Origin of the sequence: Aeribacillus sp. FSL K6-3256, from assembly GCF_037965805.1 — a bacterium.
GTDB classification, from domain to species: Bacteria; Bacillota; Bacilli; order Bacillales; family Aeribacillaceae; genus Aeribacillus; species Aeribacillus composti.
The window spans coordinates 2014877-2035260 of the sequence record NZ_CP150188.1 but is presented as its reverse complement, the minus strand read 5'-3'; the positions used below and the strand labels follow the sequence as shown (position 1 = coordinate 2035260).

Annotated in this window: 14 protein-coding genes and 1 CRISPR repeat array; of the genes, 13 read left to right on the top strand and 1 reads right to left on the bottom strand. The window is 39.5% G+C overall.

The features are described 5' to 3' along the window. Positions 1–47 precede the first annotated feature (47 nt). Both NSQ84_RS09675 and NSQ84_RS09670 read left to right on the top strand, forming a co-directional pair. On the top strand, positions 48–1397 hold the full coding sequence (locus tag NSQ84_RS09675; protein ID WP_339211858.1) for a GntP family permease: 1350 nt from the start codon (positions 48–50) through the stop codon (positions 1395–1397). A gap of 1518 nt (positions 1398–2915) precedes the next feature. Then, complete coding sequence (locus NSQ84_RS09670) at positions 2916–3170, top strand: hypothetical protein (RefSeq protein ID WP_063388730.1); 255 nt, start codon at positions 2916–2918, stop codon at positions 3168–3170. Positions 3171–3973: 803 nt separating this feature from the next. Beyond that, positions 3974–4274: direct repeats of the CRISPR family, unit length 30 nt; unit sequence GTTTTTATCTTAACTATGAGGAATTGAAAC. A gap of 413 nt (positions 4275–4687) precedes the next feature. On the opposite strand, the gene NSQ84_RS09665 is transcribed toward NSQ84_RS09670, so the two are convergent. Continuing rightward, positions 4688–5227 (bottom strand): DUF2179 domain-containing protein, encoded by a 540-nt coding sequence (locus tag NSQ84_RS09665; RefSeq protein ID WP_066247531.1) that lies wholly within the window; start codon positions 5225–5227, stop codon positions 4688–4690. A 303-nt stretch (positions 5228–5530) separates the two neighbouring features. On the opposite strand from NSQ84_RS09665, the gene NSQ84_RS09660 reads away from it, so the two are divergent. The 11 genes from NSQ84_RS09660 to NSQ84_RS09610 all read left to right on the top strand — a co-directional run bounded on the left by NSQ84_RS09660 (position 5531) and on the right by NSQ84_RS09610 (position 19810). Then, complete coding sequence (locus tag NSQ84_RS09660; RefSeq protein ID WP_066247481.1) at positions 5531–6199, top strand: ABC transporter permease; 669 nt, start codon at positions 5531–5533, stop codon at positions 6197–6199. Positions 6200–6216: 17 nt separating this feature from the next. Next, positions 6217–7224: an ABC transporter ATP-binding protein gene (locus NSQ84_RS09655; protein ID WP_066247484.1), complete on the top strand. Its 1008-nt coding sequence runs from the start codon at positions 6217–6219 to the stop codon at positions 7222–7224. A 5-nt stretch (positions 7225–7229) separates the two neighbouring features. Beyond that, positions 7230–7967: an ABC transporter permease gene (locus NSQ84_RS09650; RefSeq protein ID WP_066247487.1), complete on the top strand. Its 738-nt coding sequence runs from the start codon at positions 7230–7232 to the stop codon at positions 7965–7967. 19 nt (positions 7968–7986) lie between these two features. Continuing rightward, complete coding sequence (locus NSQ84_RS09645; RefSeq protein WP_242513820.1) at positions 7987–8937, top strand: glycine betaine ABC transporter substrate-binding protein; 951 nt, start codon at positions 7987–7989, stop codon at positions 8935–8937. A 227-nt stretch (positions 8938–9164) separates the two neighbouring features. Continuing rightward, on the top strand, positions 9165–10313 hold the full coding sequence (locus NSQ84_RS09640) for a mandelate racemase/muconate lactonizing enzyme family protein (protein ID WP_327859285.1): 1149 nt from the start codon (positions 9165–9167) through the stop codon (positions 10311–10313). Between the two features lie 253 nt (positions 10314–10566). Then, complete coding sequence (locus NSQ84_RS09635) at positions 10567–11547, top strand: alpha/beta fold hydrolase (protein ID WP_327859288.1); 981 nt, start codon at positions 10567–10569, stop codon at positions 11545–11547. A 170-nt stretch (positions 11548–11717) separates the two neighbouring features. Then, positions 11718–12638, top strand: coding sequence for an alpha/beta fold hydrolase (locus NSQ84_RS09630; protein WP_066247493.1), 921 nt, complete (start codon positions 11718–11720; stop codon positions 12636–12638). A gap of 70 nt (positions 12639–12708) precedes the next feature. After that, positions 12709–13587: a DUF6282 family protein gene (locus tag NSQ84_RS09625; protein ID WP_261308720.1), complete on the top strand. Its 879-nt coding sequence runs from the start codon at positions 12709–12711 to the stop codon at positions 13585–13587. Between the two features lie 106 nt (positions 13588–13693). Further along, complete coding sequence (locus NSQ84_RS09620; RefSeq protein ID WP_327859284.1) at positions 13694–15424, top strand: nitrilase-related carbon-nitrogen hydrolase; 1731 nt, start codon at positions 13694–13696, stop codon at positions 15422–15424. Positions 15425–16323: 899 nt separating this feature from the next. Continuing rightward, a complete protein-coding gene (locus NSQ84_RS09615) occupies positions 16324–18456 on the top strand; it encodes a PAS domain-containing sensor histidine kinase (protein ID WP_130157824.1) in 2133 nt (710 codons plus the stop codon). After that, on the top strand, positions 18434–19810 hold the full coding sequence (locus NSQ84_RS09610; protein ID WP_130157822.1) for a sigma-54 dependent transcriptional regulator: 1377 nt from the start codon (positions 18434–18436) through the stop codon (positions 19808–19810). Before NSQ84_RS09615 ends, NSQ84_RS09610 begins: the two co-directional genes overlap by 23 nt. Positions 19811–20384: the final 574 nt, after the last annotated feature.

Here is a 20384-nt window from a genome sequence, read left to right as displayed (position 1 = left end):
ACTAAATCGGTTTAGTTTGCATCAAACAGAAAAGAGGAGGAATGGAAATGGGAATCGCGATTGTTATTGCTGCGATTGTTGTGTTATTGCTGCTCATCACGGTTGCGAAAATGCATCCGTTTGTCGCTTTGATTTTGACATCTGTTGGAGTAGGGCTGGCAATGGGGATGCCGCTGATCGCACCGTCGCCGGAAACGCCGGGAATTATTGATTCGATTAAAGCAGGTCTTGGCAATACGCTTGGCTTTTTGGCGATCGTATTGGCGCTTGGAACGATGCTTGGAAAGATGATGGCGGAGTCCGGAGGCGCTGAACGCATTGCGAAAACATTGATTGACCGTTTTGGCCAAAAACGCGTCCATTGGGCAATGATGGTCGTCGCATTTTTAGTGGGGATCCCAGTATTTTTCCAAGTAGGATTCGTGCTATTAATTCCGCTTGTGTTTACAATTGCAATGGAAACAGGAATTTCACTTGTGACAATTGGTATTCCGCTAGTTGCCGGATTATCTGTCGTGCATGGACTTGTTCCGCCGCATCCGGCTGCGATGGCTGCCGTCGGCATTTTTAAAGCCGATGTCGGGACAACAATTCTTTATTCGCTTATTGTCGGGCTGCCGACAGCCATTATCGCCGGCCCGTTGTTTGGAAAATGGATCGGGTCGCGCATGTATAAACAAGTGCCTGGTGAAATCGCCGAGCAGCTTGTACAGCATAAAGAAAAGAAAGACCTCCCTGGCTTTGGCAACACGTTATTTACGATTCTGCTTCCGGTTATTTTAATGCTGGTTGCTTCCATAGCTAATGTTACGCTGGATCAAGCGTCGGAAGCATCGAAAGTGCTGAGCTTTATCGGGGATCCAATCATCGCGCTTTTGATCGCGACGATTTATTCGTTCTTTAGCCTTGGCTACGCTCGAGGATTCAATCGCGATAAAGTATTAAAATTTGCCAATGACTGCCTTGGTCCTGTCGCCAATATTTTGCTTGTCATCGGCGCTGGCGGGGCGTTCAATAAGGTGTTGCTTGATTCTGGCATTGGCGACCAAATCGCAGACTGGGCTACACATTCGCAAATGTCTCCGCTGCTGTTAGGTTGGGGAATTGCCGCGCTCATTCGGATTGCGACAGGTTCTGCGACGGTATCGATGATGACAGCGGCAGGCATCGTTGCCCCAATTGCGGCCAGCATTCCTGGCACGAACGCTGAATTGCTTGTATTAGCGACAGGAGCGGGATCACTCATTTTATCGCACGTCAACGACTCCGGCTTCTGGATGATCAAACAGTATTTCGGCATGACCGTCAAAGAAACGTTGATGACATGGACCGCAATGGAGACAATTATTTCTGTCGTCGCTTTTGCGCTGATTGCGTTGCTGGATTTATTAGTGTAAGATATAAAAAATGTCAGGCGCTTTCGCAAAACCCTGTCAAGTGGGCATTTCCGACTGAGATCGAACAACAATGCTGTAATAGTCACTTGCACATAACTCTGTCAAGCAGATATTAAAAAAAGAGTATATGAAGCTGCGGCCTTTTCTCGATACTCAACCGGGGAAAGGCCGTTATTTTTTCTTGGAAACGACTGTAATGGTAAAAAATGAATATATTCTTCAATCGCAATTACAAGCCTTAAAGAATCACACATTTATTTTTTTTGATCATCAAACTAATCCAGCAGGAAATTGCGTAAGGACTTCTAAAAGCGTGAGACTAATCGCTCGCTGAATCGTATAAAAAAGGAGATGCCGTCAAAACTATGTGTTTTTTGTTCATCTAAATGTAAAAAGCAGGTGAATATGCGAAATTAGAAGAACGGAACATTCGTTAAAAATTCGTCCAACGACATAAAATTTAGAAGTTGTATTTGATAGAGCATTTTTATTTAGGTTCAAAAGAAAAATCCTTGGGCTATTGTTTATTGCTATTATATTTTTCGAATAAATTCGTCCACAGAATAATAGAACACTGCACGAATAACTGCATAAATCAGTAATTCAGGAGGAGACTGTAATGCAAATATAGATATAGAAAGACAGTATACAATTGCTTTGACTAATAGTCGATTTTCTTTTTTCATAATACTTTTACTTAAAATTTCAGAGAGGATTGATGCGGATACCCCATACAACAAAACAATGAAAGATACATAGAAGCCAGCAGATAAAAATATAGGAAATATTTCATCAGGAGTTTCCATCCTGAATCTAGGGATTAGACAGATCGTTATCAGTACTGATACCAACCAATATGTTGTGAGATTTCTAAATAAAAATGCTTTCATTCATACTACACGACCTTTTTTATGTTTATCCATCGGTTTTAATACAATGTAAATTAGCAGTAAATGACAGTTTCATAGAGATTTTATGTTAAGCAGCGATGGATAAATGAATGCGGAGTTGAAAAATATTAAAATATATAGTCCTGTTTGTTTGGACAACTCTTTTTGTATGTATACGATATGATTATGCCGAAAAATTTTTTATACATCTTGATAGGAATACCTGTTTTATTAGTAAGTTCATTTTTTCTTTTGAAAATTCTTAATGAGAATCGAGCAAACGATTGAGTTTTAAATATCGACATTTGAAATTCAAAGGATAAGAATGTAATTTAATTACGGTTCTATGTCAATTGTTTTGGCGATCATTAATTTAATGACATTCGATCTATTTAGGACGATACAAAGTGGCTACGGCTAACGATCACAAGCGCAATTATTGTGTCAGTGATCGGAGGAGTCGTAGCTATTATTTTTGCTGCATTGAAGTAAGTGTTCAGTGACGGAAAAAACCGTGCGGTAGACAAGTAACTCATTTGTTGAATTGCTATGCTTCTGCTGTTTCTCTTGCCCTAGGTCTTGAATACACTAATGTTGGAGCAATGACAATTAGAAAGGAGATGTTCAAATGGAAGCTATTCTATCAATTGAGTTCACTGCATATGTGGCATTAGCCGTTTTACTGTACGCAATCCGTCAAGCAACCAATCTTTCGAATCGCTACATTCCGATTGTCGCAGTTGTACTTGGCGTTGCTTTCTCTATTTTTGAAGCCAGTGCTTTCTCATTTGAGGTTTTAGTAAACGGATTAAAATATGCCTTGTATGGGATCGGATCCGTCGCTGCAATCAAATATGCTCTTGAAAAGACAACGGAGAAATAATGGCAGACATAAATCCGGGGCGATAGCTGGTTGGAAAAGTATAAAGTGTTTCCTTTCTTGACAGCTGCATAAGCGTACTTGAATCAGCTAGAGGAACAAGCGGTTTGGCCGGAAATGGTAACAACCAGATGGTTCGTTTTTCGGGTAACACCATCACAATGCATGAAGGGTTGTTGTCAATGCGAAGTTAAAAAGTACGAAATCTGGGCAGGAAGCGTCGAACATCTAGACGCTTTTTTGTTGATAATAAACGTTGCAAAGCTGAACTTGTTGAAAAAGATTATGTTTAAACCGTAAAGAAGTTAACGCTGCCGGCTATGTATGCGCCGGAGCGGACGAGTTGACCAAAAAAATGGTTGAGAAATATATTGTTCATATAATTTTTGGATTTAACAATCAATTCTTGTATAAATTTACATCTGGTGTATAATCAATTTGAGATTCAAAGCAATCACCATATTACAAAATCAATAGATGAAAATGTTCCAAAGAAAGAAGAGATCGAGAAAAAGCTGGTGAAATATTGTCTATGATACAGAAGCAGCAGTAAAAAGCATTCTGGAAAAAACACGGATTTAAACAAAATTGAATTGTCGATCTGAAAACAAACGTTATGTTTTAAAAATAATGAAATTTGTCGTCGACCTCCAATCGTGCAAAAAACCTGGGGGATCGACGACTCTTTCAAATCTCCATTGAGCCCGCACAAATTAAAGGATTGATAAAATATAACTCCTTCGTTAAAATGAAAATAACCAATCAACCATTTAAAACGAAATGCTTATTTAACAACATTTTCTGGGGTTTTTATCTTAACTATGAGGAATTGAAACTATGCTAATGGTAAGAAAAAGGGGACTGCGAATCCGGTTTTTATCTTAACTATGAGGAATTGAAACGTAGGCGGTGTGTTTTCGCCTGCTTCGATGAAGCGTTGTTTTTATCTTAACTATGAGGAATTGAAACTAGAATCGTCTAATTTCCTCTTTTTTTCTCAATAGCTCCGTTTTTATCTTAACTATGAGGAATTGAAACTATTCAATGCCAATTTCGTCTAAACGAGCTTTGATCTCCGTTTTTATCTTAACTAAGGAACTTAAATAAGGCACTTTGTTTCGAAAATGCATAGTTCCAGCGTGTTTTTTATTTTTAACTGAGAAAAATATTAAACAAAAAAGCACGGCCAATATCAATACGGTCGTGCTTAATCTATTTTTATGGTTGGAGGAACGTATTGTAGATCCGGACATCAATGCGTGAGCAATGCCTTTGTTGAATAAACATTTGTTTTGCCCACTCCTTGTGCGAGATAAATCAGTTTGAAGACCTTTGCCGATTCGACTTCTTTTTTTCGAATTTTGTTGCGAAATTTGGGAACTACACAACGCTGCACATGGTTTTTTGGATAAACGGTTTATTGGTCTCTTCTATACTGGAAAGTACATTGAGTGACCTAAAAACACTTAATCTTAATTGGCTAATCTAGTTAACTTAAATAAGAAGAGTGCGAGTACTCCCTAGTTTTTATTGTTCCTCACGAAATTCCCTTTCAATCTATTGACCCAAAACCCTCCTTTAAAGTATTTCGGTTCGTATGAAATTACAAATGATTGAGGAGAGAGTTCATTAATCAAATACAATAAATTTTTTTCATTATTCCGTTTTGTTAACACTTGTAAGATAAGGCGCTTGCCGTTTTTTCCATCTCCATACCAAGATGTAACCCCATAGCCATGGTTTCGCAGGTATGAAGGCAGTTCATGCTCTAAAGAATCAACGACTATTTGAACCGTCACATATCCAAGAGCCATGTACTCTTCAATTCTACTTCCAAAATAAACTCCAATTCCCCATCCCATGCAATAAGCAAACACGTTGATTGGATTATCCAGATTATCTAAGACGATAGTTAATCCCATTAAATATACAAATACTTCAAACATAGATAAAAAAGAAGCGATGAGACTGTATCCCTTAATCACTAGAATCGTGCGAAGGGTAACTGAAGCCATATATAAAATGTTAAAACCAATAATCGTTAATATAAGAAAAATCATCGATATCAAATCAACTATCCCCCTCTACGGTAGTCATCTTTGGTTGTATTTTGTCTTGCAACTCCTATGCCAATAGATCTTGTCATATAAAAACCAATCAAAAAAATGTCCTCTGGAATTTTGTAAAAATTTTTTTACAGATGTGTCTAATTTTTTTACTGTTTTCTTATAAAAACCATGAAATTTACTTGCTAATAAGTTGGCATGCATTTTGCATTATAGTTAAATAGATGAATTGTAAATATTCATTTATTTAGCAATATTCAATAATTTTAAATTGAATTGATAAAGGGGGGCTGTTATTTGGAATTGTTGGATTTCATTTTTTTAAATTGGCATGATATTGTTCGTATGACTTGGGAACACATTGAATTGGTTGGGCTGTCAGTAGGTGTAGCCATTATAACCGGAGTTCCATTCGGGATTTATATCAGCCAGAAAGAAATCTTAGCGAATCTCGTATTAACCGTGGCCGGGATCATTATGACCATTCCGAGCATAGCCTTGTTCGGAATTATGATTCCGATTTTGTCAATCATCAATCAAGGAATCGGGTTTGTACCAGCATTTATCGCATTATTTCTTTATTCACAATTACCAATTATTCGAAACACTTATGTAGCAATTAAAAATGTTGATCCAAATGTTCGTGATGCTGCAATTGGAATGGGAATGACTACATGGGAACGTTTGTACAAAGTAGAAATTCCCATAGCTCTTCCGGTAATTATGGCTGGTGTGCGAATGGCTGTCGTTCTTATTATTGGAATAGCAACAATAGCAGCTTATATCGGAGCAGGTGGTTTTGGCGAATATATCGCAAGAGGGATTTCCACAAGCTATAAAACGATGGTTCAAGCGGGTGCAATCGGGGTATCCATATTAGCCATTACAATAGATTTTGTTTTAGGAAGAATTCAGAAAAAGCTTTCTCAAAAGGTGCCAAAAGTGACGAGATTAAAAGAAGTTTAAGAAAAAGAGGTGAAAAAATGATAGAGTTTAAAAACGTGTCAAAGATTTACGAAAGTGGAAACAAACAAGTAAAAGCAGTAGACAACGTCAGTCTTCATATCGAAAAAGGGCAAATATGCGTGTTTCTTGGACCTTCTGGATGCGGAAAAACAACGCTGTTGCGGATGGTCAATCGTTTGATTCCGATTTCAAATGGTTCGATATTCATTGACGGAAAAGATATAAGTAAGCTCAATCCGATTGAATTAAGGCGCTCCATTGGTTATGTAATTCAGCAAGTCGGATTGTTTCCGAATATGACAATCGAGGAAAACATTTCAGTCGTTCCAAATTTATTAGGATGGGAACGGGCGAAGATCAAGAAAAGATACAATGAGCTCATGGAAATGGTTGGACTTGATCCAGAAGAATACAGAAAAAGGTTTCCTTGGGAATTGTCTGGAGGACAACAACAACGTATCGGCGTTGCGAGGGCGCTTGCGGCAGATCCGCCCGTCATGCTGATGGATGAACCTTTTGGTGCACTTGATCCGCTCATAAGAGAGCGTTTACAAAATGAGTTTTTACGCATTCAAGAAAATGTGAAAAAGACGATTCTTTTCGTCAGTCACGATATTGATGAAGCGATCCGATTGGCGGATAAGATCGCGATTTTTAAATCGGGTCAATTAATGCAGCATGGAACTCCTGATGAAATTTTATCTAATCCAAAGAATGATTTTGTGCGGGATTTTGTAGGAAGCGACAGGGAATTAAAACGGTTGACTTTGTTCACTGTCAAAGATTTGATAAGCAAGATTGATCACTTTCAAAAGAGAACGACAAGAAATGATTATCATGATTTTGTTGTGAAAGTGAATACCGATTTGCGAACGACGCTTTCGGTTGTTTTGTCTTCGCCGACGGGGAATGCTTGGGTAGTTGACGAAAAAGATCGCAGGATCGGACTGTTAAGTTTAGATGATTTTGAGATCGTTACGGATATCCATACGAAGAAATTAAAGCCGATCGTAAATCAGGGGTGATTTTAGTGCGAGGAAAAAAACTAGAGCTGTCCTTTCGTATAGCTATAACGCTATTAATCATTTGTCTGTTTATATGGGCTTATTTTGAGGGAGCATTTCAATTTATCAAAGATAACCCCGGCGATTTGATCATCTTGCTTCAACAGCATGTAAAAATAGTAGGCTTGTCTGCAATGTTGGCGGTGGCGTTTGCCGTTCCGGTTGGAATCTTTATTACGCGGCCTCGCTTCAAGAAATATGATTGGATCGTAATCAATTTTGCGAACATTGGTCAAACGATCCCCACCCTAGCCGTTCTAGCTCTTATTATGAGTTATTTGGGCATCGGGTATACAACGGCTGTGTTTTCCCTCTGGCTTTATTCTTTATTGCCGATTTTGCGAAATACGGTTGTAGGTATTAAAAGCGTCAACCCATCTATCATCGATGCGGGAAAGGGAATGGGAATGACCTCATGGCAGATCCTATGGAAGCTCGAGCTGCCGAATGCATTATACGCCATCTTAGCGGGCATACGAACTTCCATTGTGATCAACGTAGGCTCGGCAGCTCTGGCATTCTTGATTGGAGGAGGTGGTCTAGGAGATTTAATTTTTACCGGCATATCGTTATATGACACTGGAATTATGCTGTCGGGAGCTGTACCGGTTACCCTTTTGGCTATTACATTAGATTTTCTGCTAGGAAAACTAGAGAAGATTATCATCCCAAAAGGACTTCAACGGAACGAGGAAGCAGTATAAGAAAGCGAGGAGGATGAACATGAAATCCAATGTGAAGAGAATGAGGAGCTTCGTATTCCTGCTTATTGCCATATTGATGCTGACTGCTTGTGGAACTTCGAATTCAAAAACTTCAACGGATGAGAATCGTACATCCGACAATCAATCGAAAGGTAAGATTACAGTTGGAGGCAAAGACTTTACCGAACAGCACATTCTTACGAAAATTACCTCCATTTACTTGAAAGAAAAAGGCTATGATGTCAAAGAAGCAACGAACATGGGGAGTACTGTTGTTCGACAAGCTTTAGAAAATGGACAGATCGACCTTTATTGGGAATACACGGGTACTGCGTTAGTAATCTATAACCATCAGCCTGTGGAAACAGATCCCGATGCAGCCTACGAGAAAGTAAAAGAAATCGATCAGAAAAAAGGATTGGTTTGGCTGAACAAGGCCGAATTGAACAATACCTATGCGATTATGATGCTCGAAAAGAAAGCGAATGAACTGGGAATCAAGACGATCTCTGATCTGGCGGATTATGTGAACAATCATAAGGAGATCAAATTTGCTTCCAATGCCGAATTTTATGCACGACAAGACGGGTTAAGAGGATTGGAGAAAAAATATGAATTTAAATTCCAGCCAAAAAATGTTATCAAAATGGAGACCGGGCTGCTGCCTAACGCATTAAAAGAAGGACAAGTAGATGCGTCTATCGGCACTTCTACTGACGGACGTATCAAAGAATTCAACCTGATCATATTGGAAGATGATAAACATTATTTCCCAGCTTACAATGCAGCACCTGTCGTTAGAGAAGAATCTTTGGAAAAAAATGAGGAGCTGGCTGATCAGTTGAATGAATTGTCGAGTCGTCTAAATTCTGAAACGTTGATTCAATTGAATTACATGGTGGACGTTGAACATAAAGATGTTGCGGAAGTTGCCAGAGAATGGCTCACATCCCAAAACTTGATTAAATGATGATTCGAGATTAGTTCAATAGAGAGCTTTTGAAAATTTTTTCAAGGAAGTGTAATGGGAGATATCAAAAAGCTAATATCCGTTTTCGAAAAAAAGAAGCATTGATTAATATTATCGATTGCACGATCGGCGGTTTCTACTCGAATGCGGTTACATCGTAAAGAAATTTGCATATGGACAATACACTATGGCTGCAATTTTTTTTAAAAAGAAAGGATGATTGCTCAATGAAGATTACTAAAGTGATAACACAGTGGATTCGTATACCTTTAGAAAGACCTGTCGGATTTTCAATTAAGACTTTGACGCACCGTGAACATATCCTGGTGAGAATCCAATCTGATCAAGGTATCGAGGGCGTTGGATTTTGCCTTCAGGATATAAGCGGTCGGGCAGCGAAAGCCGCAATGGACGATTTGCTGGTGCCCATGCTGCTCGGAGAAGATCCGCGCAATATCAACAAAATATGGGAAAAAATGTACTGGCAAACGGTACGGGCAGGGCGAAGAGGAAGCCTCTTACATGCTCTTTCAGCAATCGATATAGCCCTTTGGGATCATCAGGCTAAATTGGCCGGGATGCCATTATATAAATTGCTTGGGGCTTACCGTGAAGAAGTGCCGTGTTACGCTTCTGGCGGATACTATTACGAAGGCTTAGAAGTCTTTACGAAACTGGAACAAGAAATACAAGGGTATATGGATCAAGGGTTTCGTGCCGTGAAAATCAAGGTTGGCAGGTTGGATCCAGTCCAAGAAGCCAAACGTGTAAAACTTGTCAGGGATTTAATCGGTCCAGACGTTAAACTGATGATTGACGCAAACCAAGCTTATTTGGACGTCAATGAATGCATCGAATTATGTAAAAGAGTAGAAGAATACGATATTACGTTTTTTGAAGAACCGCTCCCTATCGATATGGTGGAAGCCTATGTACGCCTGCGAAAACAAACGTCCATTCCGCTTGCTACTGGAGAAGTTGGAGCTACACGCTGGGAATTCCAGGAGCTCATCCGGCAGGGCGCTTTAGATTATATCCAACCTGATGCAACCATGTGCGGCGGTGTATCGGAATGGCTTAAGATCGCAGCTTTGGCAAGTGCGCAAGGAGTAACCATTGCTCCGCATTACCATTGGGATGTTCATGTACATTTAGGATGTGCCACTAGAGAAGTTGCAATTTTGGAAAAATTTATAGGCACCGATGTTAAGAATTTTGATTTAATCATTAACAGCCCGCTGCAAGTTACTCCGCGCGGTACACTTGTACCACCTGAAGGGCCCGGCTTGGGCATCGAATGGAACGAACAGGCTATCAGAAAATACTTAGTTGATGAGAAGGTGATGGCCTATGACTCAGTTCCAAAGGGTGTTTAACATTTTGGCAGCACATTTTAACAATAACGGCTGTCTTGCTGAATAAAGCCTTTATTCTTTCGTTTATTTATAAATAACCGTCAGCAGATTATGGAAATTAGTGTTGGTACGAATTTTTGCATTTATTAATCGACGTTTGATGAAACGAATTAGACACAAGGGGAGGAAGTTATTGGGGCGGCCAGTGTTGCTGCTGGCTCCGTCTGCCAAATCTATGTAATTCGGATGCGGTACTTGGGAAGGAGAGACGTTCATAATGTTTGATATGCCGTTAACGCAATTACAGAAATATACAGGAATAAATCCGAAGCCGGTTGATTTTGCTGACTATTGGAGTCAAGCGTTGGAGGAATTATCGGTCCAATCGTTGCATTATGAGCTGATTCCGGCAGCATTTCAAACGACTGTGGCGAACTGCTATCATTTATATTTCACGGGAGTTGGCGGGGCGAAGATTCACTGTCAGTTAGTCAAACCGAAAGTGCAGAAGGAGAAAACACCAGGGTTAGTATGGTTTCACGGATACCATTCGAACAGTGGGGACTGGGTAAATAAACTGGCGTATGCCGCATCCGGTTTTACAGTGCTGGCAATGGATTGCCGCGGCCAAGGAGGAAAGTCAGAGGATAATCTGCGAGTGAAAGGTTCGACATTAAAGGGTCATATTATTCGCGGAATTGAGGATCCAAATCCTCATCAACTTTATTATCGAAATGTTTTTTTAGATACGGCTCAAGCGGTAAGAATTTTAAGCTCTATGGAGCATGTCGATCGTGATCGAATTGGCGTATACGGCGAATCACAAGGAGGAGCGTTAGCTTTAGCGTGTGCCGCACTGGAACCATCGGTGATAAAAAAAGCTGTTGTGCTCTATCCCTTTTTATCAGACTATAGACGGGCACAAGAATTGGATATGAAAAATACCGGGTATGAGGAAATTCATTATTATTTTCGATATTTAGATCCCACACATGAACGGGAAGAAGAAATATTTTACAAATTGGGTTATATTGATATTCAGCATTTAGCTGATCGGATTTGTGCTGATGTTTTATGGGGGATTGCTCTAGAAGACCAAAAATGTCCTCCGTCTACGCAGTTTGCCGTTTATAACAAAATTAAGTCAAAAAAAGAAATGGTTTTTTACTATGAATATGGTCATGAATATTTACCGATTATGGCAGACCGTACTTATACGTTTTTTTCCGATCTTTTACGCAAGGAAAATGAATAAAAAGCGGTTTCCACAATGAATCAATCATTGATGGAATGAGATGGACAGAGTAAGAAGTGTGTTACAGTGCGAGACATTGCCAAAAAGCAATGTCACCGTTTCCAAATCACGTATTTCTTAACCTGATATAAAGCTGCATAACCCTTAAATTGATTTAGGAGGAGAATTCGATGAAAGAACGGAAAATCAGCTTTTACAGCGAAGGGTATAAATTAGATGGTACTTTATACCTTCCGGATGATTACCAACCGGGAGAAAAAAGACCTGCAATTATTCCGAATTCAGGTTACAACGGGCTTAATGTTTTTTATCCCCGGCTTTTTGCGAGAAATCTTACGGAGTCTGGTTACGTCTGTTTAGGATTTGATTACAGGGGATTCGCCAACAGCGAAGGGATCAAGGGGAGAGTGATCTTGGACGAACAAGTTGAAGATATAAAAAATGCGATTTCATTCCTGCAGATTCAGGAAGAAGTGGATTCTGAACGTATCGGTCTAATAGGCTGGGGAATGGGTGCTTCAAACGTGGTAAGGGTTGCGGCCAGTGATAAACGGGTAAAAGCGGTAGCTGCTTTGAACGGTTTTTTTAACGGAGAACGATGGCTTAAGACGGTCCATTCCTATGTTGACTGGGCGAGAATTTTGCAAACGGTTGAAGAAGATAGGATCCATCGGGTTACTACGGGACAATCATTACTGGCAGACGCATTTATCCATTATCCTTTAGACCCTGCAACAAAAGATTACGTTGATAAAGAATTGGCGCCGCTCACTCATTTTGGCAAACTGACTGCATTGCAATTTACCGAGTCGATCATTCAAATGAACGCGGAAAAAGTCGTGGCGGATGTTTCTCCAGCTGCTCTGTTTGTGGCCCATGGAAAAGACAATTTGCTCCATCCGGTGGAAGAGTCTATTTCCTTATATGAAAATGCAAGAGAGCCGAAACTATTTTATTTGATCGATGGAAAACATAATGATTTCATGTATCACGATCATCCGGTTTTCAGAAAATTGTTGCAAAAGGTGGCGGAATTCTTCGGGAAATATATAGGAACTTTTTCCGCATTATCTGAAAACAATTTAAAGTAAAGAAGCCAAATATACGCCCAGTGAATATCAGCTGGGTGTATTCGCACTACTAAGAAAGGGAGATGGGATCATGACATCATATCATCCGCTATTAAAAGATGCGATAGAATTGCATTGCCATAGCTACCCCAGCATTTTTCCAAGAAAACAAACGGATTGGGAATTGATTGAAGATGTTAAAAGAGCTAAAATGGCCGGAGTTGTTTTGAAAGCCCATGAAACTCAGACGGTTGATCGGGCTGCTTTGATACGGGAAAAAGAACCGCACCTGCATGTTTACGGCGGTTTGGTATGCAACCATTTTACTGGCGGTTTGTCTCCAACTGCGGTCGATGTCGCTATTCGTTTAGGTGCGAAAATTATATGGATGCCAACCGTTTCAGCGAAAGAGCATTGCTGTCACTTTGGCCGAAAGAAGACTCGTCTTTTTAATACAGATCGTCCATTGATTCAACCTGAAAATGGTCTTGAGATCTGGGATGAAAATCGCAAAATTCTTCCTGAAGTTCATGAAATCCTTTCTTTAATCGCTGAAGCAAACATCATTTTGGCAACTGGTCATTTAAATCCGGAAGAAGTGATGGCTCTCGTTGAAGCCGCAAGGCAGCACAAAGTGGAGAAAATTTTAATCCAGCATGTTGATTTAGGAATCGCCCCCATTCCGTTTGATTTTCAGAGAGAACTGAGCAAAAAAGGAGCGATTTTAGAAAAATGTTATCTGGCCTGCAGCAGTGATTTTCATGATCTCTCAATAGAAGAGATGGCAGAAAACATAAAACGCTTGGGGGCAAAAGAGTGTGTACTGGTTACAGATTATGGGCAGGAGCATAACATTCCCCCGGTCAAAGCACTAAGCAGCTTTGTAGAAGACATGTTATCATCGGGAATTACTGAAGCTGAAATAGAACAGATGATTGTACACAATCCAAAACAATTGTTGGGTATCTAACTTTTTGGTAGCTGTAAGGGGAGAACAGCTCGGATGAACCAAGCATGTGCAGGCATCATGATGTCCTTGCGGAAGCATGCGGATTAGAAAGAGTGGAGGGAAGGAGATGGCAACACCTAAAAAACCGTTTAAAGTGGCATGCGTACAATTTAATCCAAAGCTGAACGAAAGAGACGAAAATATTAAGGCTTTATATGACGCCGTAGCAGAGGCAGCCAGGAACGGAGCAAAACTCATTGTAACTCCCGAGATGGCGACAACTGGCTATTTTTACCGAGACCGGGAAGCGATACGGCCGTTCGTTGATACGATCCCTGGCTTTACCACCCGATGTTTCGAGAAAATCGCAAAAAAATACTTTTCGTATATTGTTATAGGCATGCCTGAAGTCGATCCTGAAACGGACATTTTTTATAACTCAGCTGCATTGATTGGACCAGATGGATATATTGGAAAATATAGAAAAATTCATTTGTGGGAAACTGAGGTACACTGGGCTGCTGGTGGAGATGAAGAAATTCCTGTATTTGATACGGAAATAGGCAATATTTCTATAAACATCTGTATGGATATGATTTATTTTGAATCAGCTCGTCTAGCCGCACTAAAAGGTGCTGATATCCTCGCATTCTTGACGAATTCTACTGGACAATCCGTTGCGGTTCTCCAGGCCAGAGCGGAAGCAAATGGTTTATACATCATCAGCGCCAACCGCTCAAATGCGGAGAACGATTATCATATGATCGGGGCCAGTGCGGTCTGGTCGCCGGAAGGGGAAAAGCTCGCAGAGGCTGATTTGGTTGAAACAAAAGAATATGCGGTTGATGCCCCAACGATTCTTTACTGTCAAATTGACCCTGCAAAGTATGATAATCCGGTCAAAAAAAGATTTGCAGAAAGAAGACCCGAACTTTATAAAGACTTGATGTTATATAAAGCACCATGGGATTTTAAGAAAACGGCGGCTTCCAGAAACATTTGGGCTGCGATTGTACAATACGAACCAGCTTTGGGAAATAAGGAAGCGAATTTAGTCAAGATTAAACGCATGATTTCAAATGTTGCGCTTGAGAGTAAAGAAAAAAGCAAATTGGATTTAGTTGTGCTTCCGGAGCTTTCTCTTACTGGGACCGTGGATCACTTAAAAGCAGACGATATTTTTGCATTGTCTGATACTTTGGACAGCATTTGGGTGCAAAAGTTATTGGAACTCGCAAAGGAATTCGGCATTCATATGGTTTTTGGGTTTGTGGAAAGACAAGGCGACCATCTCTACAATTCGGCGATTCTTGCGGGTCCGAAAGGCGAAATCATGGGAATATACAGAAAGACACATTTACACAATGCCGAAAAAGCTTGGGCGACCCCCGGAGATAAAATTGAGGTCTTTCATTCAGAAGCTATCGGTGATATCGGAATCATGATCGGGTACGATGCGGTTTTTCCAGAAGTTGCAGGGGTATTAGCGGTTAAGAGAGCTGATATGATAGTTATACCGTCAAGCTGGCAAGGAGAATTTGGAAGAGATTTAAAAAGCAGCATATCGAGAAAAAAATATCCGCAAGGCTCCGTTTCAACTTGGGATGCCATCGCTGCTGGCGCCCAAGCATACACGATTGTTTCAAACTTTGTAGGGACTGAAAAGAAATTTTTAGGAAGAAGCGGGTTGTATACGTTAGATCCCATCTACGGATTAGATTCACCTGTGGGAGCTTCTTCAAATCAAGAAGAGGTTTTAGTGGCAAACTTCGAAACTATACAAAACGATTGGTGGTTTAACCAAGAAAAATTAATTCAATCGAGAAGAACGTTTTGTTATAAACGGCTTGTCTACTGAAATATAAGAATATAACTTTCATTATGCTTTACTCTTGATAAATCCGACACCCCCTAATGAATTTGGACACTTGAAAAAGTTGTTTCATAATCAAAGTGACCAAATGATGGGGGCTTTTGATATATAGGGTGAAATTTATGCTGCAAACAGCGAAAGAAGCATTAAAACATTAGCGGGTTGATGGGATGTATTCAGCCCGAATCTCGTGCGCTTATGGGTAAAAGCGATAAAGAAATCCTTTCAGCAGAAGTAAAAAATTGAAGGATAAGGACGACCAATTCAAGAATTTATGTTTAGAAATGTATTATGGAGTAATTTACAAGAAGAAGAACCTTCGCTTATTGAATAGCAGGAAGAAGCCGAGATGTGGAACAAGAATGGAAATTCAATTACAAAAGATTTTAGGAATCAATCGCACGATCTGCTGTTACCGCCAAAATGGAAAAGTCGAGAAAAAACAGTATGCTGGAGACGTCCAGCACCCGGCTATTCTCTGACAAAACCGGGAGATACGATTTAAGAATATACTCTCTTTCTTTTGAGGCTGTCTGTAAGAGCATGGAATTCCGTCTAGGACGTCCCAGCGTTTCATCGTTTACTGGAGAAGGAATGTGTTTGACAGCAACAGGCTTATCGATCTGTGCTGAAGTATATGTTTTTTACGACCGATTTATTTTATATATTTAATCCTCCGCCGCGTCTTTATCCAAAAGAGCGAAAACAAAGTCATTCATTCGTGGAAGTCCGAATATAAGGCAAGAGGATTTCGTTTTCTAGCCAAGAAAGGGAATTTTCAAGAATCACCTAAAATAAGCGGCAAAAATTAGGGGACAATCCTATAGTCAGGATTTTTCTAACTTCGAGCTGTCGAAATTTTTATATATTAGGTGGAATGAAAGATGAACGTTTTTGGTTCAAAATTGACCAAACGGTATTTATCTATAACATTAATTGTTATTTTCTTTACTTTGTCGTTCCTTTATTGGCTCACGATACGTGTCATGGAAGGTTCATTTAGTGATCAGATTGCGTATCGGGATGAATTGATTGCCAGGACGCTGAGCAAACGTATTAGTGATATTATTCAAAGTATGACGAGCGACTTACGGGTCGCCTCCGCATACGTTTTGAAAGTTACAGAGAAAAATAGAGACTTTTATTTGTCCGAGATGGAAAGAATGGTCGTTCAGCAACCTCTTTATTTGAGCATTCAAGCCTTTAATTCAGAAGGCAAGATTGTGGTTAAGGTGCCAGATGCCGTTTCTTTAGATGCTAAAAGCTTTGAAGATCTGCACAATTACCTTTCCTGGAGCAAAACCTACTACATTTCCGATATGATTACACTTGAGGATGGAAGGAAGTCTATTGCCATCGCATATCCTTCAATCGATGAAAATGGAATGTATAAAGGCGGGGTCGTAGCTTTCGTCAATTTGGAAATGCTTTCTGAATATCTAAAAGAATTGAAGATTGGTGAACTCGGGGTCAATGCGATCATTGACAGAAACGGCACAATAATCGGGCATAGTGAGCTGGAGACGATCGGTTTTTCTTTAAAAGAACACCCCATACGCGATTATCTAAATAAAGAAAAATTCGGCATATGGGAAGGTTCGCTGTTTCATCAACACATGATTGCAGCGTATCGGCCTTTATCGATGATCGGATTCGGGCTTATCGTAGGCGAACCAATTAAGCAGGCAATGCAATCGTCAATAGATGTCAGAATATTGCTGCTAAAGGGCTTCACAGCGGTATTATTTATTGCCGCTGGACTAACGGTCTTTTGGACAAATCGGGTGGTTCGTCCGATTATTCAATTAATGAAACAAGTAAAAGAATACAACCAAAATAAACAGAAGAATTTTGAACCTATTAAAACCAATGATGAAATAGAAGAATTATCAAGAACAATGGGGCAAATGGCTGGAGAGTTAAAAGAAAACGAGCGAAGGATGTTTTATATTCTTGAATCAATTCCTTACGCAATCATTACAACTGATAAAAATGGAAAAATTACTACATTTAACAGAGGAGCTGAGGAACTCACATTATTTAGCAGGGAAGAAGCGATTGGAAGGAATATTATTGATCTCCCTATTAAGGAAAATAAGGATGTTTTTCTTTCATGGAAAACGTTACAGGAAGGAAAAGAGTTTGATGATGTAGAAAGCTACATTTTTGATAAAAATAAAAAGAAACACGATGTAAAAATCCATTCTTCTTTATATCATGGAGAAGGTAATAAAGTAGTAGGGACGATCATAGTCATTAGAGATGTAAGTCATATAAAAAAATTAGAAGAATATTTAAGGCAAAGTGAACGATTAGCTTCCCTGGGACAACTGACAGCCGGAATAGCTCATGAAATAAAGAATCCGCTAAGTATCGTGCAAGCAGCTGCAGAAGCAATATCTATGGAAATCAAAGAGCTGCAATTTGAAAATAGCATCATTGCCGAGCTTACCAATGACATTTTAGAGACATCTCAAAGAATGAATCAATTACTCATTAACTTTTTAAAACTATCGAAAGGTGAGGAAGATAACATCAAAGAAACGATAAACGTTATTGCTGTCATAGATGAGTTATTATCTCACTTAAGAAAAAAAATGAAAGATCAAGGGATTCAGGTCATCAAACAATATGCAGAGAAAAAAGTATATGTCCTTGCCAACCAAAACGGATTAACACAAGTGTTTCTAAATATTTTGATAAACAGTATGCAAGCTATGGAACAAGGAGGAACTTTGCTGATTAAAGTCGAAAAATTCGAAAAAAATTGCATGGTTCAAATAGAAGATAGCGGAGTCGGAATTCCAGCGTCAAAGCTTCCGTGGATTTTTAATCCTTTCTTTTCTACAAAGAGAGAAGGAACTGGATTAGGACTTTCTATAGCTCACGAAATTATTGTCCAGCATAACGGAAAAATATGGGCGGAAAGTGTGGAAGGGAGCGGTACTAGTTTGTACGTCCAACTTCCCAGATTAGAACAAATAGGTGATGGCAATGAGAAAAATCTTATTGGTTGATGACGAAGTGAAGCTTTTAAAAATAATTAGTTCCGCTTTAGAAAAAAAAGGATATCGTGTCTACACTGCACCTAATGGTTATGAAGCCAGAAGGACGTTTAATGAAAAGAATGCGGAAATTGTATTTCTTGATTTAATGCTTCCTGATATAAACGGGTTGGAGCTGCTGCAGGAGTTTAATCGTTTATATCCGCAAAAAGTTTATATTATCATGACTGCTTACGGGGATATTCCAAGCGCTGTCATCGCGATGAAGGAAGGAGCTTTTGATTACCTTGTAAAGCCGGTAAGATTGGATGAAATTGTCGTAGTAATTGAAAAAGCTTCACAATGGTTAAAGATGAAGGAAGAAAATCAGCTTTTAAAGGAAAAATTAATTGATATTGAGAAACAATCAGAATTGATCGGAACAAGTCTTGCCATGAAAAGAATTTTTCATCTTGTGGAGCGGGTAGCAAATACAGATGCGACAGTTCTAATTCAGGGGGAAAGCGGAACGGGAAAAAGTTTGATTGCAAAGCTGATTCACGACCTTAGCGAGAGAAGCAAGGGGCCGTTTGTATCAATAAATTGTGCAGCAATCCCGGAGCAACTACTAGAGAGTGAATTGTTTGGATATGAAAAAGGAGCTTTCACCGGCGCCAATTCGAGCCGACCGGGGAAATTCGAAGCCGCAAATGGCGGTACAATTTTTTTAGATGAAATAAGTGAAATTTCCCCATCATTGCAGGCTAAACTTCTCCATGTCACACAGGAAAAAGCCTTTATGCGTTTAGGAAGCAGCACCATCAGAAATGTCGATATAAGGATTATATCTGCGACGAATCGAGATCTGAAAAAAATGGTGGAACAAGGGCGCTTTCGTGAAGACTTGTATTATCGGCTGCATGTTGTAGATATTTATATTCCGCCTTTACGAGAAAGGAAAGAAGATATACCGATACTTGCAGAAGAATTTTTGAATAGACAGCGGAAAAGGTATAATAAAAATTTCCAAATATCCAAAAAAATAATAGAAACTTTAACCCAATACCATTGGCCAGGCAATGTAAGAGAATTGGAAAACGCAATTGAAAGAGCTGTAGTTCTATGCCGTGATCAATGGTTATCCATCGAAGACTTCCCCAGAGAAATAAGAGACAGCAGGTATGAAAATCTTGTTCAAGAAAGCTTTCCAATTGAAAGTGAAAAGAATAAACCCCTTCCAGAAAAATTAGAAGAAATAGAAAAGCAATTCATCGTGCAGGCCTTAGAAGAATCAAACGGACAAGCAGCTTCTGCAGCCCGAAAACTAGGCATATCTCGACAAAGTCTTTTATATAAGATGAACAAATATTTAATTGACCCCAAATAATTGATTCAACATTGGAATGGAAGATTAATATTTTTGCAACAGTATTTGCTCTAACTTCCTCTTAATTGCAGTTTCATGTTAATCATAATAAAATCTCCTCGATCACATTTCAGCAGATTATGATTCCATTTCGTACTTCCAAAACACATGGTGTTCTCAGCTGATCGCCTTCTGCCCTAGCCATTCAGCTAAAAGCGTCATGTTAATAGCAATTAAGAAAGTAGTGTTTTGCAATTAAGCTTATGTATAAATTTTTGCATATTTTCCACTTTACATGGAGTGGCAGATTGATCGGCTTGTATGTCTGGCAAAGTCCTGAGGCTTTCCACTTTGCCAGAAAGCATACGCGCAGAGGTCACATGTCAAGCGACAAGATGTATGAAATGTTATACAACAAATGATGAATATACTTATTTACCATTTCATACATCTTTTAATTGTCAATAACAGCCTCCAAAATCCGGCTCTCGGTACATTTGAAAAAAGCTGTTGGGCATGCTGATGATCCTGCAACCATACAAAGCAGTTCCAAGTGTATTACTGCGGGTACGGGGAGAAAAAGTCCAATTAAAAA

Excerpts from the sequence above, each read along its gene's own strand:
- NSQ84_RS09630 (WP_066247493.1), top strand. The coding sequence starts at position 11,718 with ATGAAAGAACGGAAAATCAGCTTTTACAGCGAAGGGTATAAATTAGAT.
- NSQ84_RS09675 (WP_339211858.1), top strand. The coding sequence starts at position 48 with ATGGGAATCGCGATTGTTATTGCTGCGATTGTTGTGTTATTGCTGCTC.
- NSQ84_RS09620 (WP_327859284.1), top strand. The coding sequence starts at position 13,694 with ATGGCAACACCTAAAAAACCGTTTAAAGTGGCATGCGTACAATTTAAT.
- NSQ84_RS09670 (WP_063388730.1), top strand. The coding sequence starts at position 2,916 with ATGGAAGCTATTCTATCAATTGAGTTCACTGCATATGTGGCATTAGCC.
- NSQ84_RS09640 (WP_327859285.1), top strand. The coding sequence starts at position 9,165 with ATGAAGATTACTAAAGTGATAACACAGTGGATTCGTATACCTTTAGAA.
- NSQ84_RS09615 (WP_130157824.1), top strand. The coding sequence starts at position 16,324 with ATGAACGTTTTTGGTTCAAAATTGACCAAACGGTATTTATCTATAACA.
- NSQ84_RS09610 (WP_130157822.1), top strand. The coding sequence starts at position 18,434 with ATGAGAAAAATCTTATTGGTTGATGACGAAGTGAAGCTTTTAAAAATA.
- NSQ84_RS09645 (WP_242513820.1), top strand. The coding sequence starts at position 7,987 with ATGAAATCCAATGTGAAGAGAATGAGGAGCTTCGTATTCCTGCTTATT.
- NSQ84_RS09655 (WP_066247484.1), top strand. The coding sequence starts at position 6,217 with ATGATAGAGTTTAAAAACGTGTCAAAGATTTACGAAAGTGGAAACAAA.
- NSQ84_RS09665 (WP_066247531.1), bottom strand. The coding sequence starts at position 5,227 with ATGATTTTTCTTATATTAACGATTATTGGTTTTAACATTTTATATATG.
- NSQ84_RS09625 (WP_261308720.1), top strand. The coding sequence starts at position 12,709 with ATGACATCATATCATCCGCTATTAAAAGATGCGATAGAATTGCATTGC.